17 protein-coding genes are annotated in these 16,414 nt (G+C 67.3%); 10 read left to right on the top strand and 7 right to left on the bottom strand.

Annotation, left to right across the window (positions count from 1 at the left end; all coding sequences use genetic code 11):
- Positions 1–129: 129 nt before the first annotated feature.
- Both LTV02_RS30000 and LTV02_RS29995 read left to right on the top strand, forming a co-directional pair.
- A complete protein-coding gene (locus tag LTV02_RS30000; RefSeq protein WP_233035147.1) occupies positions 130–1,755 on the top strand; it encodes a GMC oxidoreductase in 1,626 nt (541 codons plus the stop codon).
- 161 nt (positions 1,756–1,916) lie between these two features.
- Entirely contained in the window at positions 1,917–2,708 is a 792-nt protein-coding gene (locus LTV02_RS29995) for an ion transporter (RefSeq protein WP_233035146.1), read from the top strand.
- Between the two features lie 16 nt (positions 2,709–2,724).
- Here LTV02_RS29995 and LTV02_RS29990 read toward each other — a convergent pair whose 3' ends face one another.
- The 4 genes from LTV02_RS29990 to LTV02_RS29975 form a co-directional block, all read right to left on the bottom strand.
- Entirely contained in the window at positions 2,725–3,933 is a 1,209-nt protein-coding gene (locus LTV02_RS29990) for a low temperature requirement protein A (RefSeq protein WP_233035145.1), read from the bottom strand.
- A gap of 87 nt (positions 3,934–4,020) precedes the next feature.
- Positions 4,021–4,581, bottom strand: coding sequence for an SRPBCC family protein (locus LTV02_RS29985; RefSeq protein WP_233035144.1), 561 nt, complete (start codon positions 4,579–4,581; stop codon positions 4,021–4,023).
- Between the two features lie 98 nt (positions 4,582–4,679).
- Positions 4,680–4,865, bottom strand: a complete 186-nt coding sequence (locus LTV02_RS29980; RefSeq protein ID WP_233035143.1) for a DUF1918 domain-containing protein — start codon at positions 4,863–4,865, stop codon at positions 4,680–4,682.
- Positions 4,866–4,896: 31 nt separating this feature from the next.
- Complete coding sequence (locus LTV02_RS29975; protein ID WP_233035142.1) at positions 4,897–5,487, bottom strand: TetR/AcrR family transcriptional regulator; 591 nt, start codon at positions 5,485–5,487, stop codon at positions 4,897–4,899.
- An 82-nt stretch (positions 5,488–5,569) separates the two neighbouring features.
- Between LTV02_RS29975 and LTV02_RS29970 the strand changes: the two genes are divergently transcribed.
- Positions 5,570–6,154 carry a dihydrofolate reductase family protein gene (locus LTV02_RS29970; protein WP_233035141.1) on the top strand — a complete coding sequence of 195 codons (585 nt, stop codon included), beginning with the start codon at positions 5,570–5,572 and terminating at the stop codon, positions 6,152–6,154.
- 78 nt (positions 6,155–6,232) lie between these two features.
- Here the strand turns inward: LTV02_RS29970 and LTV02_RS29965 are convergent, their stop codons facing one another.
- Positions 6,233–6,697, bottom strand: a complete 465-nt coding sequence (locus tag LTV02_RS29965) for a MarR family winged helix-turn-helix transcriptional regulator (protein ID WP_233035140.1) — start codon at positions 6,695–6,697, stop codon at positions 6,233–6,235.
- A gap of 100 nt (positions 6,698–6,797) precedes the next feature.
- Here LTV02_RS29965 and LTV02_RS29960 point away from each other — a divergent pair, with 100 nt between their 5' ends.
- The 3 genes from LTV02_RS29960 to LTV02_RS29950 all read left to right on the top strand — a co-directional run bounded on the left by LTV02_RS29960 (position 6,798) and on the right by LTV02_RS29950 (position 9,648).
- On the top strand, positions 6,798–7,259 hold the full coding sequence (locus tag LTV02_RS29960; RefSeq protein WP_233035139.1) for an SgcJ/EcaC family oxidoreductase: 462 nt from the start codon (positions 6,798–6,800) through the stop codon (positions 7,257–7,259).
- A gap of 85 nt (positions 7,260–7,344) precedes the next feature.
- Positions 7,345–8,610 (top strand): aspartate kinase, encoded by a 1,266-nt coding sequence (locus tag LTV02_RS29955; RefSeq protein ID WP_067825541.1) that lies wholly within the window; start codon positions 7,345–7,347, stop codon positions 8,608–8,610.
- A 3-nt stretch (positions 8,611–8,613) separates the two neighbouring features.
- Entirely contained in the window at positions 8,614–9,648 is a 1,035-nt protein-coding gene (locus tag LTV02_RS29950) for an aspartate-semialdehyde dehydrogenase (protein ID WP_067718432.1), read from the top strand.
- A 113-nt stretch (positions 9,649–9,761) separates the two neighbouring features.
- Here LTV02_RS29950 and LTV02_RS29945 read toward each other — a convergent pair whose 3' ends face one another.
- Complete coding sequence (locus tag LTV02_RS29945) at positions 9,762–9,962, bottom strand: hypothetical protein (protein WP_067718435.1); 201 nt, start codon at positions 9,960–9,962, stop codon at positions 9,762–9,764.
- A 438-nt stretch (positions 9,963–10,400) separates the two neighbouring features.
- On the opposite strand from LTV02_RS29945, the gene LTV02_RS29940 reads away from it, so the two are divergent.
- Positions 10,401–11,636, top strand: a complete 1,236-nt coding sequence (locus LTV02_RS29940; protein ID WP_067718438.1) for a helix-turn-helix domain-containing protein — start codon at positions 10,401–10,403, stop codon at positions 11,634–11,636.
- A gap of 44 nt (positions 11,637–11,680) precedes the next feature.
- On the opposite strand, the gene LTV02_RS29935 is transcribed toward LTV02_RS29940, so the two are convergent.
- Positions 11,681–13,033: a serine hydrolase domain-containing protein gene (locus tag LTV02_RS29935; protein WP_233035138.1), complete on the bottom strand. Its 1,353-nt coding sequence runs from the start codon at positions 13,031–13,033 to the stop codon at positions 11,681–11,683.
- 401 nt (positions 13,034–13,434) lie between these two features.
- Between LTV02_RS29935 and LTV02_RS29930 the strand changes: the two genes are divergently transcribed.
- From LTV02_RS29930 to LTV02_RS29920, 3 genes are all read left to right on the top strand, one after another.
- Complete coding sequence (locus tag LTV02_RS29930) at positions 13,435–14,784, top strand: ATP-binding protein (protein ID WP_233035137.1); 1,350 nt, start codon at positions 13,435–13,437, stop codon at positions 14,782–14,784.
- 18 nt (positions 14,785–14,802) lie between these two features.
- Positions 14,803–15,840: a tetratricopeptide repeat protein gene (locus LTV02_RS29925; RefSeq protein WP_233035136.1), complete on the top strand. Its 1,038-nt coding sequence runs from the start codon at positions 14,803–14,805 to the stop codon at positions 15,838–15,840.
- A gap of 144 nt (positions 15,841–15,984) precedes the next feature.
- On the top strand, positions 15,985–16,407 hold the full coding sequence (locus LTV02_RS29920) for a Fur family transcriptional regulator (protein ID WP_233035135.1): 423 nt from the start codon (positions 15,985–15,987) through the stop codon (positions 16,405–16,407).
- Positions 16,408–16,414: the final 7 nt, after the last annotated feature.

Genomic DNA, 16,414 nt, shown 5'->3' with positions numbered 1-16,414 from the left:
CCTCCCCCTTCGATAGATCGGTCCTGTGATCATTCACCAAGCGGAACCGGGGCGCGACGTAGGTGTTGTTGGGGGCGCTGCGGACCGCTAAGCTCGCGCGCGGCCATACGTGATGAGGGAGGTGGCCGGTTGCGCAGGCGCGCCGTGTTGAAGGCTGCCGGTATTGCGGCTCTGTTGGCGGGCGCCGGATCGGGTACCGCGCTGCGCGGGGCCGGGACGGCGTCGGCGGACGTGTTGTGGAACGCGCTGTTCCAGTCGTGGGTGCCGGAAATCTTTGCGCCGCTGGCGGATCCGCCGGAGCACACCGAGGCGATCGTGATCGGCTCCGGGTTCGGGGCCGCGGTGACGGCGCTGCGGCTCGGTGAGGCCGGAGTGCGGACGACCGTGCTGGAGCGCGGGTCGCGCTGGCCGAACGATCCCAACCGGGAGATCTTCACCGGGGACGATCTGCCCGACGGGCGCGGGTTCTGGCATCGCACCAACTTCACCGGCGTCACCAAGGTGACCATGCCGTTCGCGAGTTTCGGTGGCGTACTGGACGTTACGGAGTTCCCGGGCATCGATGTGTGGCGGGCGGCCGCGGTCGGCGGCGGGTCGGTCATCTTCACGGGGGCGATGGTGGCCCCGCCCAAGCACCTGTTCGACGCGGTGTTCGGCGGCGTCGTCGGCTACGGCGAACTGGACGCCGTCTACTACCCGCGGGTCCGGGACATGCTGCGGCTGAGCCCGATGCCCGGCGACATCTACAACTCGGCCCCGTTCGCGCATTCGCGGATCTGGGATCAGCAGGTGCGCGCCGCGGGATACGAACCGCAGGCCAACGATTCGATCTTCAACTGGGATGTGATCCGCGCCGAACTGGCCGGCACCTCGCGCGCCTCGGCCACCGCCTCGCGCAGTAATCTCGGAAATTCCAACGGCGCCAAGTTCGACCTCAACCAGAACTATCTGCGCTACGCCGAAGCCACCGGCAATACCGTCATCTATCCGGGCCACCGGGTGGACAGCATCGCCCAGGACGGCGCGAAATACGTCGTCACGGTGAGCAAGCTGACGCCCGCCGGGCAGATCCTCGCCACCCGCACCCTCACCTGCGACAAGCTCTTCCTCGGCGCGGGCTCGGTCGGCACCTCGGAGCTGCTGGTGCGCGCCCAGGCCACCGGCGCGCTGCGCAATCTCAACGAGCACGTCGGCGACGGCTGGGGCACCAATGGCGATGTGGTGCTGGCCCGCGGCGCGACCGGCTTGACCAGCACCGGCGGCGGCGTGCCCAGCGCCAGCCGCATCTTCGACGATTCCGGCGTACCGCTCACCCTCGAAAGCTGGTACGTCCCGGGCATTCCCGTGGATATGGCGGCCATCGCCTCGCTCGGCATGGTGCTGGATCCGACCCGCGCCCGCTTCGGCTACAACCGCGCCACGAATTCGGTCGGCCTGTCCTGGAACCGGGCCGCCCAGGACCAGGTGCTGGCGGCCGCGCGCTCGGTGGATCAGCGGATCGCCTCGCGCGGCGGGTCTTCGGTGGACTACACGCCCATCGGCTATGACGCGCAGGGCTTCTTCACCGCGCACCCGCTCGGCGGCGCGGTGCTGGGCCGGGCCACCGACGGCTACGGCCGCGTGCACGGCCACCCCGGCCTGTACGTCATGGACGGCGCCGGAATTCCGGGCAGCACGGCCACCGTGAACCCGTCGCTGACCATCACGGCCATCGCGGAACGCAATATCGAAGCCATTGTTCGCGCAGGTCGCTGAGTTCATCCCCAGCACACCGGGTATTACCCCTGTGGAATTTCCGCAGGGGTGATACTGCGCATCGGGTGAAACCGCGACGCGGAATACCTCGAAAATGCCACATCCGCGGTTAAGCCTGGGCTACTACTCTGGCGAATCTGTGACTGTGGAAGGGGTCGAGGATGACCGTGACCAGCGAGCCGGACGCCGACGACGAGTTCCCGCGCAAGCCGCCCGCGCTGTGGACGGATTTCGCCATGCTCGGGCTGGCGGTCGTCTCGGTGGTGCTGGTGGTCTGGGTGACCTTCTTCCCGGTGTCCGGGCACACCTACCGGACTATCCGGGTGATCGACTACAGCATCTGCGCGATCTTCGCGGTGGAGTTCGGACTGCGCTGGCGGCGGGCCGGCTGGAGCTGGACCTTCCCGTTCGTCTATTGGTACGAGGTACTGGGCATGATCCCGGTGACCAGCCCGTTCTTCCGCGGGTTCCGGCTGCTGCGGATCGTGGTGATCGCGGTGCGGGTGGGCCGGGTGGCCGATCGCGCGTTCGGTGACCGGGTGACGGCGGCGGTGGTGAATCGCTCGGTCGGGGTGATCGTCGACGCGGTCCGGCGGCCGGTAACCATGGCGGTGCTGGACGAGGTCGCCGAGGTGTTGCGCACCGGCCATTACACCCGGAATATCGCGAATGCCCTGGAGGAGAATCGCTCCGAACTCGATCAGATGATGCTGGAGCTGATCCGCCAGGACCCCGCCCTGGGCCGGGTCCGCTACCTGCCCTTCCACGAGGACATCATCCGCGGCATCGCCGATGCCAGTTTCCGCATGGTGTTCCAGGTCCTCGCGGATCCGCGCACCGATGAACTGGTGGCGGATGTGCTGCGCGAGAACGTGAATCAGATGCGCGAGGCGGTGCAGTCGGGGACGCGGGTGCCGGAATCCATCGATCACCGGCCCCCGCGCGCGGTCTGAAAGCCCTCCGGGCGGCTCAGTGCCCGTGCCGGATGGTTTCCCGGGGCTCGGCCAGCGAGCGGGTCTCCCAGATGATCAGCGCGGCCAGCACGGCGCACAGGATGGCCAGCGAGGCCAGCGCGGGCAGCGCGGTGGCGAGCGGGATGAGCGCCAGCAGCACGATGGCGGCGATCAGCCGCTGCACGCTGAGCGTCCCGGTCGCGTACTTCTTGAACCCGACCAGCGCGAGCAGATAGGCCACCACGCCGCCGAAGAGCGCGTAGAGCGGAATGCCGTAGAGCGGGTCGGACAGGGTGTGATGGGATTCGTCGCCCACGTAGTTGAGCACCTTCTTCAGCCCCAGCGACAGCGCGATGACACCGGCGATCATCGGAAAGTGCCAGTACGTATAGCAATTCCGCGCGATCTGGATGCGCCGCTCGCCGTGTGCGTGCTGGAGCTGGTGTTCGACGGTGAGGGCCGCGACGTCGAAGTACGCCCACCACAGCAGGCCCGAGATGGCCAGCCCCAGCATCGATCCCACCGCGATGGGCCAGTCGATGGGCAGCCCCGACACCCCGATGCCGATGGAGACGATGGATTCGCCCAGCGCGATGATGACGATCAGCCCGTACCGTTCGGCGAAGTGCTTGGCCGAGTTCAGCCGCCATTCGTTGCCCGCGAACATGGTCCACAGCATGTCGCCGCCCAGCGCGGCCGCCCACAGCCCGATCTGCCAGCCGTCGTGGGCGAAGGCGCCGGCGAGCAGCAGCGTGCCGCAGATGGTGAGCGAGCCTGCCGCCCAGCGGATCACCTGCCCGCGCAGCTGCGCGTCATCGGCGCTGGCCAGCCAGAACGTGGCCAGGTGGATGAACCGCAGCACCAGGTAGGCGATGACGAAGACCAGCGGCGCGTACCAGCCGCCCGGCAGGTCGTGGAAGGCCTCGGGAATGGTGAGCGCGATGATGAAGGTCGCCCCCATGGCCACGAATATGGCCAGTCGCGCTATCCCCTCGTCGGCCTTGATGACATTGCCGAGCCACGAGTAGGCGATCCAGCCCCACCACAGCAGCATCAGGATGAGCAGCGCGCGCAGCATGTTCACCGCGGTGGTCTCGTGTGCGGCGAGGTCGGTGACCATGGTGAAGGCGAAGACCACCACCAGGTCGAAGAACAGCTCCAATTGGGTCACCGAGGCGTCCTCGGTGACCGAGACGACTCGGGATCGTCGCTTAGCTCCGGGCATGCTGGACATACTGCCCGGTTCGGGCGGCGAAAGGCAGTGCCCGCGTGCCGTGTTCGCGCTCGGCATCAGACCGAGCGGTCGGCAGGGTTAGGCGGTGCCGAACCCGGGTTCGAAATTGCCGGTGTACGGGCGCTGCCGCGAGAAGCCGGGCTGCTCGTAGGCGACCGCTTCGGGATAGGCCAGCTCGTCCGCCTCGGGCAGGCGTTCGATGCCGGTGAGGTCCTCGACGAAGGCGATGAAGTTCTCCACCACGGCTTCGCCCTCGCGCTTGGCGGTGCGCTTGAGCAGCATGCCGGGCGCGGGAATCGGCAGGTAGATCTCGGAGTGGTACCAGACCTCGGTACCGCCGTCGGGGTGCTCGCTGATCTCGAAGAAGCCCTTGCCGCCGGCGCCGGCGGAGGATTCGGTGACGGTCCAGGAGACGCGTTCCTCGGTGCACTGGTATTCGACGACCTGGCGGTCGGGGCGGCCCATGGGGGTCGCGGTGACGTACACCCGCTTGGGGCGACCACGATTGTCCCTGGTCGCGACGCGCGCATCCTGATGGGAGGGGGACCAGTCCGGCAGCTGCTCGACCATGAGCAAAGCGTCCATCACCTGATCGGGTTCGACGTCGATGACGAACCTGTGGTCTGTTTTAGTACGCATTACCAACCCTCCAGCCTTGGCTGCCGATTGTGACCAGCGTCGCTCTGAGAGTCAACTACGTCTGGTTCGCAGCTTCCGGACCAGTAGGTTTGGAAACCTCAGCGAGGGGGTAGGACGACCGCGTCGGGCCCCGGGAAGACCAGACTCTCGCGCCCGTCGGCGAACCGCACCACATACGGCGGTTCACCGTGCGCGCCACGGACTTCCACGATCTCCGCGGTGTGATCGGGCAGCCCGACATTCCGGCCGTGCACGACAAGCCGGTCACCGACATTCGCTCGCATGATTCGAATTATTCGCCGATCGTGATGTGTGTCACAAGGGTGCGTCGACCCCGCTTCCGACCGCCCGATCCACCGCCACCCGCACCAGCTCTGCGGTCCGCTCCGCCGTGAAAATCCCTGGCAGCGTGAGCCGTTCGAGGATCAGCCAGTTCAGGGCCAGGTAGAGCAGCACGACGGTGTCGGCGTCGCCGGGCAGGCCGGAGTCCAGGTGATTGCGGATATTGAAGTCGAGATCGGCTTGCACGCGTTCGGTCAACAAGGCTTGCAATTCCGGCCGCCGGGTGGCCTCCAGTCGCAGTTCGAGAACCGCGAGATAGCCGGTGCGGAAGCTGGTGATGCGCTCGACGATCTCCGTCATCAGTTCGACGATGGTTTCCCGGGTGCGCGGACCGTTCAGTTTGTCCATGGTCTCGTCGCTCGGGATCAGCCGCTCGTAATACCGGTGTCCCGTCTGCACGAGCAGCTCGTCCCGGTTCGCGAAGTAGTTGGAGGCCGTCCCCGCGGGCACCGCCGCCTCCTTATCTACCGCGCGAAAGGTCAAGCCGCGAGCCCCTTCCTGCGCCAGGACCTCGATCGATGCGTCCAGCAGCGCCTGCCGGCGCTCGGGGTTCGTTCTGGCCATTGACACCACTCCATCCGTAGTACTACATTCGTCCTTGTTCAAATCACTACAGGCAGAGTACAACAGCTGAGGCGGTACGAGAATGCGAAAGCTCACCTACTTCGTCGGAATGTCCCTCGACGGCTACATCGCCGGCCCGAACCACGACATCAGCGCCTTCGATCTGTCCCCCGAGTTCCTGGCCTGGCTCGCCGCCGAATACCCCGAGACCCTGCCGGCCCACGTCTGGCCGCACTTCGGCATCGCGCCCGGCACCGCGCCCGTCCATTTCGACACCCTGGTCATGGGCCGCAACACCTACGAACCGGGACAGCTGATCGGCATCGACAGCCCTTACCCGCACATGACGACCCAATACATCGTCTCGACCACGCTGGGCTCCATCGACGCTCCGGGCGTCGAACTCGTCGACGGCGATCCGGTGGCCCTGGTCCAGCGCCTGAAAAAGGAAGAGGGCAAGGACATCTGGCTCGCGGGCGGCGGCCAGCTGGCGGCAGCCCTGCTCGGTGAGATCGACGAACTGATCATCAAGAGCTACCCCGTCGTCCTCGGCGCCGGCACCAAAGCCCTCTCCGGCACCTACGACCCGAAGCAATTCACCCTCACCGACCGCAAGAACTTCGCCAACGGCACCCAGGTCAGCTGGTTCACCCGCGCGCGGCGATGAACAAGGGTGCGTGGACCCGGCAGCACGTGCGCCGCGGGGCGCGGTAACCGCTAGCCGACGACGGGCGATCGTTGGGTGTCAAGGGGTTTCGCGGAGCAGGGCGGTGACGCGGACGGAGGTTTCGTGCAGGCGGTGGAAGACGTCCAGCAGGACTTCCATCTGTTCGACGGTGTAATCGCCCATCACCTTGCCGAATTCGCGGGCCAGGATCTCGTAGTGCGGGGCGACGTCGTCGATCCGCTCCTCGATGACGCTGACGATGACGCGGCGGCGGTCGCCGGCGTCGTGCTCGCGGCGCACGTAGCCGGCTTTCAGCAGGCGATCGATCATGCGGGTGACGGCGCCGGTGGTGAGGCCGGTGCGCTGGGCGAGTTCGCCGGCGGTGGCGGGGCCGTCCAGGCGCAGCAGGTTCAGGCAGCGCAGGTCGGTGACGTGCAGGCCGAGCCGGTCGGCGACGGCCTGGTGCACCATCACCGAGTCGGTGGCGCTGCGCTGGGCGGCGAGCGTCAGTGCCCGGCCCAGCTGGTCGTGTTTCTTCGTCATCGCTTGACAGTTTAGTCTGCGCCGCGCAATCTCTTACTGAGTCAACTATTTACTGATTCAGTAGATGAACGGATCAGGCAAATCCCAGGGGAGGGATGTCATGACCACACCGCAGATCACCGACGAAGCCGCCGTGCGTGCGCTTTTCGAGCACGTCAACCAGGCGTGGGCCGATGGCGACGCGCACGCCTATGCCCAGGCCTTCACCGCCGACGCCGACTACGTCACCTGGATGGGCACCCACACGCGCGGTCGGGAAGCCATCGAGGCCACGCACGCGCCGCTTTTCGCCAAATATCTGAAGGGCACCCATCTCGACGGCGAGATCACCTCGGTGCGCTTCCTCGCCCCGGACGTGGCGGTGGTGCACGGCCGCGGCGCGGTGGTGAAGGGCCGGAAACGCCGGGGCCGCTTCAATACGAAGGTGACCGTCTTCGTGGCGGTGCGCCGGGACGGCGAGTGGCTGTTCGACGTCTTCCACAACACCAAGCACCACTACCTACTGGAAACCCTTACCGCCAAGTTCGATTCGGGTAGCGGCGGGTCTGTGACCGGTCACTGAGGAGGTAGGCGCAAATCCGGTGGACCTGCACCGGTAACCTTGGGGGTCGGTAGCAGCAGTTTGTCGATCTTGGAGGATTCCCGCCGTGGCTCTCGTCGTTCAGAAGTACGGAGGATCCTCGGTCGCCACCGCCGAGCGCATCCGCAGGGTCGCTGAGCGGATCGTCGAGACCAAGAAGCAGGGCCACGACGTCGTCGTCGTGTGCTCGGCCATGGGCGACACCACCGACGAACTCCTGGACCTGGCCCAGCAGGTGGCCCCCGCGCCGCCCGCCCGCGAGATGGACATGCTGCTCACCTCCGGCGAGCGCATCTCCAACGCCTTGGTGGCCATGGCCATTCACTCGCTCGGCGCGGAGGCCCGCTCCTTCACCGGCTCCCAGGCCGGCGTCATCACCACCGGCGCGCACGGCAACGCCAAGATCATCGACGTGGCCCCGGGCCGGGTGCAGAACGCGCTCGCCGACGGCACCATCGTGCTGGTCGCCGGCTTCCAGGGCGTGTCCCAGGACAGCAAGGACGTGACCACGCTGGGCCGCGGCGGCTCCGACACCACCGCCGTCGCGCTGGCCGCCGCCCTCAATGCCGACGTCTGCGAGATCTACACCGATGTGGACGGCGTCTTCTCCGCCGACCCGCGCGTGGTCTCCGATGCCCAGAAGCTGGACACCGTCTCCTACGAGGAAATGCTGGAGATGGCCGCCTGCGGCTCGAAAGTTCTCATGCTGCGCTGCGTCGAGTACGCGCGCCGCTACAACGTGCCCGTTCACGTCCGTTCCTCCTATACGGACAAGACCGGCACCCTGATTACCGGATCGATGGAGGACATCCCCTTGGAGCAAGCAATCCTCACGGGCGTCGCGCACGACCGCAGCGAGGCCAAGGTGACCGTGGTCGGCATTCCGGACGAACCGGGCTACGCCGCCAAGGTGTTCCGCGCGGTAGCCGACGCCGAGATCAATATCGATATGGTGCTGCAGAACATCTCGAAGGTGGAGACCGGCAAGACCGACATCACCTTCACCCTGCCCAAGCTCGATGCCGCCCGCGCGGTCGAACTGCTCACCAAGCGCCAGGGCGATATCGGCTTCTCCCAGGTCGTCTTCGACGATCACGTCGGTAAGGTGTCCCTCGTGGGCGCGGGGATGAAGTCGCACCCGGGCGTGACCGCCACCTTCTGCGAATCCCTCGCCGAGGCCGGCATCAATATCGATCTCATCTCCACCTCCGAGATCCGCATCTCGGTGCTGGTCCGCGACACCGACCTCGACGAGGCGGTCAAGGTCCTGCACGCGGCGTTCGATCTCGGCGGCGACGAAGTGGCCGTGGTGCACGGCGGAACGGGGCGATAAGTCATGGGCGTACGCGTAGGCGTCGTCGGCGCGACCGGTCAGGTCGGCGCCGTCATGCGGAAGCTGCTGGAGGAGCGCGACTTCCCGGCCGACGAGGTGCGGTTCTTCGCGTCCGCGCGCTCGGCCGGCAAGACCCTGCCGTTCCGTGGCAAGGACATCGTCGTGGAGGACACCGAGACCGCCGATCCCACCGGGCTCGACATCGCGCTGTTCTCCGCCGGCGCCACCATGTCCCGGGTGCAGGCCCCGCGCTTCGCCGCGGCCGGCGTCACCGTCATCGACAATTCCTCGGCCTGGCGCAAGGATCCCGACGTCCCGCTGGTCGTCTCCGAGGTGAACCCCGAGGCCACCCGGAACTTGGCCAAGGGCATCATCGCCAACCCGAACTGCACCACCATGGCCGCCATGCCGGTGCTCAAGGTGCTGCACGACGCGGCGGGCCTGCAGCGGCTCATCGTGTCCAGCTACCAGGCGGTTTCGGGCTCCGGCCTGGCCGGTGTGGAAGAGCTGGCGACCCAGGTGCGCGCGGTGATCGGCGATGCCGAGAAGCTGGTGCACGACGGTTCCGCCGTGGACTTCCCGGCCCCGAACAAGTACGTCGCGCCGATCGCCTTCGACGTGATCCCGCTCGCGGGCGCACTGGTCGACGACGGCTCCGGCGAGACCGACGAAGACCAGAAGCTGCGCAACGAGTCCCGCAAGATCCTGGGCCTGCCCGACCTGCTGGTCTCCGGCACCTGCGTGCGCGTCCCGGTCTTCACCGGCCACTCGCTGTCCATCAATGCCGAATTCGCCGAACCGATTTCGGTGGAGCGCGCCGAGGAACTCCTCGCCAAGGCCCCCGGCGTCAAGTTGGTGGACGTCCCCACCCCGCTCGCGGCCGCCGGCATCGACGAATCCCTGGTCGGCCGCATCCGCCAGGATCCGGGCGTGCCGGACGGGCGCGGCCTCGCGCTGTTCATCTCCGGTGACAACCTCCGGAAGGGCGCGGCGCTCAACACCATTCAGATCGCGGAAGTTCTGCTCCAGAACCGCTGATCTTCGAAGCAAGAATCGGGCCGTTCAATCCAATGGATTGAACGGCCCGATTTTCATATTCGACCGAGGGGGTTCGGGAGCGAAGCGCTGAGAGCTACGAGAGTTGTAATTGGTCAATCGACCCATAGTTCGGCACAGGGTAGGGGGCGGAGATTTGCCCCGAGTTGTCCATTGATGGTCACTTCGATGGAGTGCGGGCGCAAATGCGCCGCCAGCCGCTCCGCAATTGCGCGGTCGGCGCGGTAGTCCAGGATCATGCCGCCTGGAAAACGCAGGCGCACATGAACTTCCGTGGTTTCGGGGGTGGTCGTCATCGTGGTGCTGCCCGATGGGCGGATTGTCCTTTCGGCAACCGTGAGTAGCGGGTACCTTCACGTTCCAGGCGAGCCTTGATGCTTTGCACCGTCGGCCCGCCGGCGGAACTGGAATACTTGGTGGCCGTGACGGCCGTAGCCGCGAACCACATTGCCGCACCGCCGATTCCGGCGCCTAGAAGGAAGAAGAAGAGTTCGCCGGGCATGGCCACCTCTTGTCGTCGGATTGGTTCGACGGGTCCTCTACAAACGTTAAACACAGAAAAATTGCGGTGCAATAAGAAAAATCCATGTTCCATACTGTGCGCCGTAAGCTCGCCTGGTCTGGAATCCTTGTCGGCAGATCCCATCGGGAAGGAGAAGGGCATGGGAGACATCGGCGAAACAAGCGGGCGGTGACGGCCGGGAAAGCCGATCAGGCAGAAGGAGTTTGACCCGGTGGCCGAAAGTACCCTTGGGGCACGGGTAGCGGAGTTACGCCGGAGACGGGGACTATCGCAGAAAGAGTTGGGCGCGGCGATCAGGCGCTCGGAAAGCTGGGTGTCACAGGTCGAGCGGGACGTGCTTCCGGTGGAGCGCCTTTCGGTGTTGCAGCGGCTGGCGGACGTGCTCGGTGTGGCGGTACGAGATCTGCGGCCGGAAGCGGCCGAACCGATGGCCGATCACCGCGGTGACGGGCATCGACCGGGCTCGGCCGTCTTCGAGCAGCTGCGCTTGCTGCTCACCGGACATCCGGCGCTCGAGCAACTCTTCGGCGACGAGGTCGATCGCGAGTCGGCCGACGTCCTGCCGGAGCTGCGCGAGCGAGTGGATCTCGCCTGGCAATTGGCACACGAATCCAGGCTCGTCGAAGTGGGCAGCAGTCTGCTGGAACTGATTCCGGATCTGGAGCACGCGGCGCGCACGTCGTCCAAACGGCCGGAGGCGCTGGCCTTGCTGTCGCGCGCCTACCAGGTCGCGGCGACCGCGTTCACGCGGCAGGAGGAAGTCGACGCGGCCTGGGTCGCGGCGGATCGGGCCCTGTCGGCGGCCGAGGAATCCGGTGACCCGCTCAGCGTGGTGGCCGGGACCTACCGCATGGCACAGGCTTTCCTGCGCTTGCAGCGATTGGAACAGGCCGGGCAGGCGGCCCGGGTGTCGGCCACGGCACTCGCGCCGCAGGTTCGCGACGAGGCGCGCTGCCGTCCGGAAGTGCTGTCGCTCTACGGTTCCCTCCAGCTCATGCTGGCGGTGATCGCGGCGACGGACGGCAATCGCACGGCGGCGCGCGCGGGTTTGTCCGCGGCGCGGCATGCCGCCGAGCGACTAGGCGAGGGCCGCAACGATTTCGACACCGAATTCGGTCCGACCAGTGTCGCCGTGCACGCGGTGGCGGTGGCGGTCGAATTGGGTGATGCCGGAGAGGCGCTCGACACCGCCCGCACGGTGGACGCGTCGGTGCTCTCGCCGGAGCGGCAGGCTCGATTCCTGGTCGACGTGGCTCGCGCGCACGCGCAGCGACGGCAGGCCGGGGAAGCCTTGGATGCCTTGCTCACCGCCGAACGGCTGACCCCCGAACTCGTGCACAACGATCATCGAGCGCGGGAGGTGGTGCGCGATCTGTTGCAGTTCGCGGGCCGCAGACCCGCGGACGAGCTGCGGGACCTGGCGGGTCGCGCGGCCGTGACACCCTGACCCCGGGTCCGCCCGCGGTCACGTGCGGCGGGCGGACCCGGCGGTCAGCGGATGCCCGGCGTGCGTGGATCCTGACCGACGCATGCCACCAGCACGCAACCCGGCGGCGCGTCGGTGAAGGGCGCGCGCAACGGCAGGTCCAGGCAGGACAGCAAGGTGCAGCCCGGATACGCGGCCGGGCCGATGCCGAAGATCGCCAGCGCGATATCGGTGTTGTAGTACTTGCTGCTGTCGAAGGTGGAGGCCGGCTCGACGTAACCGCCCGGATCGGGGATCGGGGGGTCGTCGAAGGCGGCGAAGAGCTGCCGGAAGAACTCGTAGGCCGGTTCCACGCTGTAGGTCAGGATCCCGGTCGGGCCCTGCGTGGTGTGCACGCCGAACACGCCGGTCCACACCACCATCAGGTCCAGGCTGGGCACGACGAAGACGTGCTGCAGCCCGAAGCCCGACATGGCATAGGTGCCGGCGGGCATGAAGTCCGGGTTCTCCGCGCAGTCGGGGCCGAGCCAGAACAGATAGCCGTAGCAGCTGTTGTGCTCGGATTCGGTGGTGGCGCGGCGCAGATACTCGCTCGACACCACCTGCTCGTCGCCCCAGCGGCCCTGGTTCGCGACCAGCATGCCGAGCCGCGCCAGATCGTCGGGCGGGATCAGCAGATGCGCGTAGCCGTAGGTGTGGCCGGATCGGTCCCGCGCCCAGTAGTAGTCCTCACGCGCAATGCCGATGCGCCCGAACAGCTCTCGCTGCGCGAACTCCTGCAGCGGTTCGCCGACCGCCAGCTCGATCACATACGACAGCAGGTCCACATTGCGCTGGCTGTACTGGAAGGCGGTGCCCGGCGGATCCTCGAACGGCACGCCCAGCGCCTGCACCGCGCTGAACGGATCGACCGGCACGATGGCGGTGATGCCCTCGGTCACCACGCCGACGCGCAGCCCGGAGGTCTCGGTGAGCAGGTTCTCGACGGTGATCGCGCGGTGCTCCGGATCGCCGAGGCCGGGCGGCAGATAGCGGTCGATGGGCGCGGTGATATCGAGTTGCCCGCGGTCCCAAGCGATTCCGGCGATCAGCGAGACGATGCTCTTGGTGACGCTCCAGACGTTCCAGGGGATTTTCCCGGTCTCGGCATTGGCAGGCCCGGCGCCGATCAGGCAGTTGTGGCGGAAGACTTGCACGTTCAAGCGATTCCGGCTCGCCGCGAAGTTCAAAGCGCCGGCCAGCCGCGCGGAATCGAGTCCGGCGTCCTCGGGCGCGGCGCGTTCGAATTGCCTGCCGGTCGGTTCGGAGCACCGCAGGTCCGGCGGGGTCGCTCCCGCGGAACCGCCGCCCAGGATCACGCTGCCCATCGTCAATGCCACCGCCAATGCGCCGGCCAGCCCCCTGCGCTCGCGCAACATGCGTTTCAGGCTAACCGGCCGGTCCGTCGGTGAGCGGGCGATCAGGTGATCGCCGCGTGGCGAAATGCCGTCCGGCATAAGCAAAAAGCCGCCAGGCGGGGGGAGTCCTGGCGGCATTCGCTCGCAGCGTGGCTGCGAAGTGAGCGCCGACGCCCAACAAGCGCCTCTCGGCGAGTGGTCGTTCGAAACGACAGATGGGGTGCGGCCCGGGGCTGTTCCGACGCCGGCAATGTGTCTCAACGGCGACCCCCGCGGATGTATTCCGGACCCCCGGGTGTGATGTGCGTGACGCCGTCCGGGCGCATCGGAAACCGGGGTGTGCCGTGTCACCCGCAGCGTTTAGCATTCGCAACGAAGGCGCACATGCCGATGGGGAGAGCGCGCACACCGATGGGGGAGCTTTGAGCGACGATCCGGCGATCACCGAACTGCTGGCGGTCCTGGACCGCAATCCCGAACTGCTGCCCCTGCGGGTGAGCGTCATCGAACTGCTGCTCTCGAATGGCCGGCACACCGAAGCGCTGTCGCACTGCGCGACCGCGCTCGCGCAGGATCCGCACCACGCTCAAGCCACCGCACTGCTCGCGCGCTGCACCGCCGCTTTGACCGGCGCGGCCACCCCGAGTCCGGTATCCGCGAGCCCGGCGGCCGTGACCACGCCACCCGTCGCCGGGGGTGCCGCGCCCGGAACCACCCCGCCCGGAACCGAATTCGCGGGGGAGGAAGCCGACGTGCCGCCGGGCGCGGACCGGAATCCGCCGGCGCAGCGCGGTGCCGGCTACGACTGGGACAAGGCCGAGGAACAGGTCGGCGACATCATCGCGCCGTCGTTCGTGAACGAGCAGCCGGTGCTCTACGCCGAAGGCGATGTCGGGCTGTTCGAACGTCCCAAGCTGACCCTCGCCGATGTCGGCGGCATGGACGCGGTGAAGCGGCAGCTGGAACTCTCGCTGCTGGGCCCGATCCGGAATCCGGAGCTGGCCAAGGCTTTCGGCACCAGTGCGCGCGGCGGCCTGCTGCTGTACGGCCCGCCCGGCTGCGGCAAGACCTTCCTGGCCTCGGCGGTGGCGGGCGAGCTGGGCGCGAACTTCTACGCCATCGATATCGCCGACATTCTCGATCTGTACGTGGGCCGCAGCGAGAAGAACCTGCAGCAGGTCTTCCAGACCGCCCGCCGCAAGGCCCCGTGCGTGCTGTTCTTCGACGAGATCGACGCGCTCGGCCACAAACGCAGCCAGCTGTCGAACTCCTCCAGCATGCGCACCACCGTGAATCAGCTGCTCACCGAGATGGATTCGATGACCAGCGACAACGAGGGCGTGTACGTCATCGGCGCCACCAATCATCCGTGGGATGTGGATGTGGCGCTGCGCCGCCCCGGCCGCTTCGACCACATGATTCTGGTGACCCTGCCCGATGCCGAGGCGCGCGCCTCGATCCTGCGGCATCACCTGAGGGATCGTCCCGTCGCCGGCATCGACCTGAATGCCCTGGCCGCCCGCACCGACGGCCTGTCCGGCGCGGATCTGGCGCACGTCTGCAAGTCCGCCACCCAGTTCGCCATGGCCGATTCGATCCGCTCCGGCACCGTCCGCCCGGTCACCATGGCCGATATGCAGCAGGCCCTGTCCCAGATTCGCCCGAGCACCGGCGCCTGGTTCGAATCCGCCCGCAATGTGGTCGAATTCGCCAATAACGACGGCACCTACGACGAGCTGGCCACGTATATGAGACAGCGGAACATGCGCTAGACAGCAGGATCTCGACGAATGAGCGCACAGCTCGACAAGGCCCGCGCGCTGGCCGAGCTGGGCCGGCTGGAGTCCGCCCGCGGCGTCCTGGCCGAAGCCCTGGCCACCGAACCCGACAATGCCGATCTGCTGGCGGAACTGGCCAACACCCATCTCCGCCTGAGCGACTATCGGCAGGCCCTGGACGTGAGCACGTCCGCCCTCCGGCACGCCCCCGACGACACCTACGCCTGGCGCGTGCGCGCCCTGGCCGAATTGCAATTGGCCCGTGCCGAAGGCAATTCCGCGCGCGCCCGCGAGCACCGCACCGCGGCGATCGCGGCCGCCCGCCGCGCGTGCGAACTGGAGCCGAAGTACGCCGACAACCACCGCGTACTGGCCGCGACCCAGCGCGACACGAATCCGAAAGCGGCCCTGTCCTGCACCGGCCGCGCCCTCGAACTCGACCCCGACGACATCTCGGTCCACCTCCTGCGCGGCATGATCCTGCGTGAGAACCTCCTGCAACCGGACCGCGCCGAAGCCGCCTTCCGCAAGGTCCTGGAACTCGACCCCGAACGCGTCGAAGCCCTCTACCACCTGGCCCTGGTCGAATGGGACCGCCGCAACTACGCGCTGGCCGAACGCGAACTACGCCGCGTAGCCCAATTGGACCCCGTCGCCTATGCCGAAGCCGTACGCGGCCATCTCACCAAACTCGCCGCCGACGCCCGCAGCGGCGGCAAACCCGAAACCACTTCCGGCGGCAGGCGTTTCGCCCGCTGGGCCGGGGTAGCCGCGGTATTCCTGGTAATCCGCCTGGTGATCGCCGCCACTGACAGCGACTCACCCGCCGACCGCCAGCACTACACCCCCAACCCGGCCATCCTCTCGAACTACTACCGACCCCCCACCTTCTATCAACGCCCCAGCTTCCCGGCGATCCCCACCATCCCCCCGGACCTGGAGAAGTACTTCACTTCGAATGTGCCGCGCCCGCCGGCCCGCCAAACAGCGCCCGCGGCCCCGGCCACGCCCCGGGTCACCGTGCCCGCCGGCGTCAATCCTTTCCAGTGAACGACAGCGGAGATGAAGGACGACACGCGAATCCGGGCCGGGTCGGAGCGTGGACATGCGGTCTGACGTGCGAGAATAGTCTTTCTGGAATTATTCCAGAAAGTTTTCTTGACTAATTCCAGAAAAGGGAGCAGGGTGGTTGGCATGCACTCCGGATACGACGCACGGGAGCAGTTGCGGGCCGTTGGCCTGCGGGTTACCGCTCCCCGGGTCGCGGTGCTGGACGCGGTGGCCGAGGCCCCGCATTCGGATGCCGACGGGGTGGCTGTGAAGGTGCGGGAATCGCTCGGGTCGGTTTCCACGCAGGCCGTTTACGACGTGTTGAAGGCTTGCGTGGGAGCCGGGCTGCTGCGGCGGATCGAGCCGGCGGGCTCGCCGGCGCTGTACGAGGCCCGCACCGGGGACAACCACCACCATCTGGTGTGCAGGAGCTGCGGGACGGTCGTGGATATCGACTGTGCCGTCGGCGCCGCGCCCTGCCTGGAACCCGATCGGTCCCACGGCTTCGTGATCGACGAAGCCGAAGTCGTGTTCTGGGGGCGCTGCCCACGTTGCCAACTCACCTAAAGGAGGC

This window comes from Nocardia yamanashiensis (assembly GCF_021183565.1).
In the GTDB taxonomy this organism is placed as follows: Bacteria; Actinomycetota; Actinomycetes; order Mycobacteriales; family Mycobacteriaceae; genus Nocardia; species Nocardia yamanashiensis.
The sequence above is the reverse complement of the archived record's forward strand: the minus strand, read 5'-3'. Positions and strand labels throughout refer to the sequence as shown.

Bases quoted from the DNA above. Each gene is read 5' to 3' on its own strand.
- LTV02_RS29995 (WP_233035146.1), top strand. From the start codon at position 1,917: ATGACCGTGACCAGCGAGCCGGACGCCGACGACGAGTTCCCGCGCAAG.
- LTV02_RS29990 (WP_233035145.1), bottom strand. From the start codon at position 3,933: ATGCCCGGAGCTAAGCGACGATCCCGAGTCGTCTCGGTCACCGAGGAC.
- LTV02_RS29985 (WP_233035144.1), bottom strand. From the start codon at position 4,581: ATGCGTACTAAAACAGACCACAGGTTCGTCATCGACGTCGAACCCGAT.
- LTV02_RS29980 (WP_233035143.1), bottom strand. From the start codon at position 4,865: ATGCGAGCGAATGTCGGTGACCGGCTTGTCGTGCACGGCCGGAATGTC.
- LTV02_RS29975 (WP_233035142.1), bottom strand. From the start codon at position 5,487: ATGGCCAGAACGAACCCCGAGCGCCGGCAGGCGCTGCTGGACGCATCG.
- LTV02_RS29970 (WP_233035141.1), top strand. From the start codon at position 5,570: ATGCGAAAGCTCACCTACTTCGTCGGAATGTCCCTCGACGGCTACATC.
- LTV02_RS29965 (WP_233035140.1), bottom strand. From the start codon at position 6,697: ATGACGAAGAAACACGACCAGCTGGGCCGGGCACTGACGCTCGCCGCC.
- LTV02_RS29960 (WP_233035139.1), top strand. From the start codon at position 6,798: ATGACCACACCGCAGATCACCGACGAAGCCGCCGTGCGTGCGCTTTTC.
- LTV02_RS29950 (WP_067718432.1), top strand. From the start codon at position 8,614: ATGGGCGTACGCGTAGGCGTCGTCGGCGCGACCGGTCAGGTCGGCGCC.
- LTV02_RS29945 (WP_067718435.1), bottom strand. From the start codon at position 9,962: ATGACGACCACCCCCGAAACCACGGAAGTTCATGTGCGCCTGCGTTTT.
- LTV02_RS29935 (WP_233035138.1), bottom strand. From the start codon at position 13,033: ATGTTGCGCGAGCGCAGGGGGCTGGCCGGCGCATTGGCGGTGGCATTG.
- LTV02_RS29925 (WP_233035136.1), top strand. From the start codon at position 14,803: ATGAGCGCACAGCTCGACAAGGCCCGCGCGCTGGCCGAGCTGGGCCGG.
- LTV02_RS29920 (WP_233035135.1), top strand. From the start codon at position 15,985: ATGCACTCCGGATACGACGCACGGGAGCAGTTGCGGGCCGTTGGCCTG.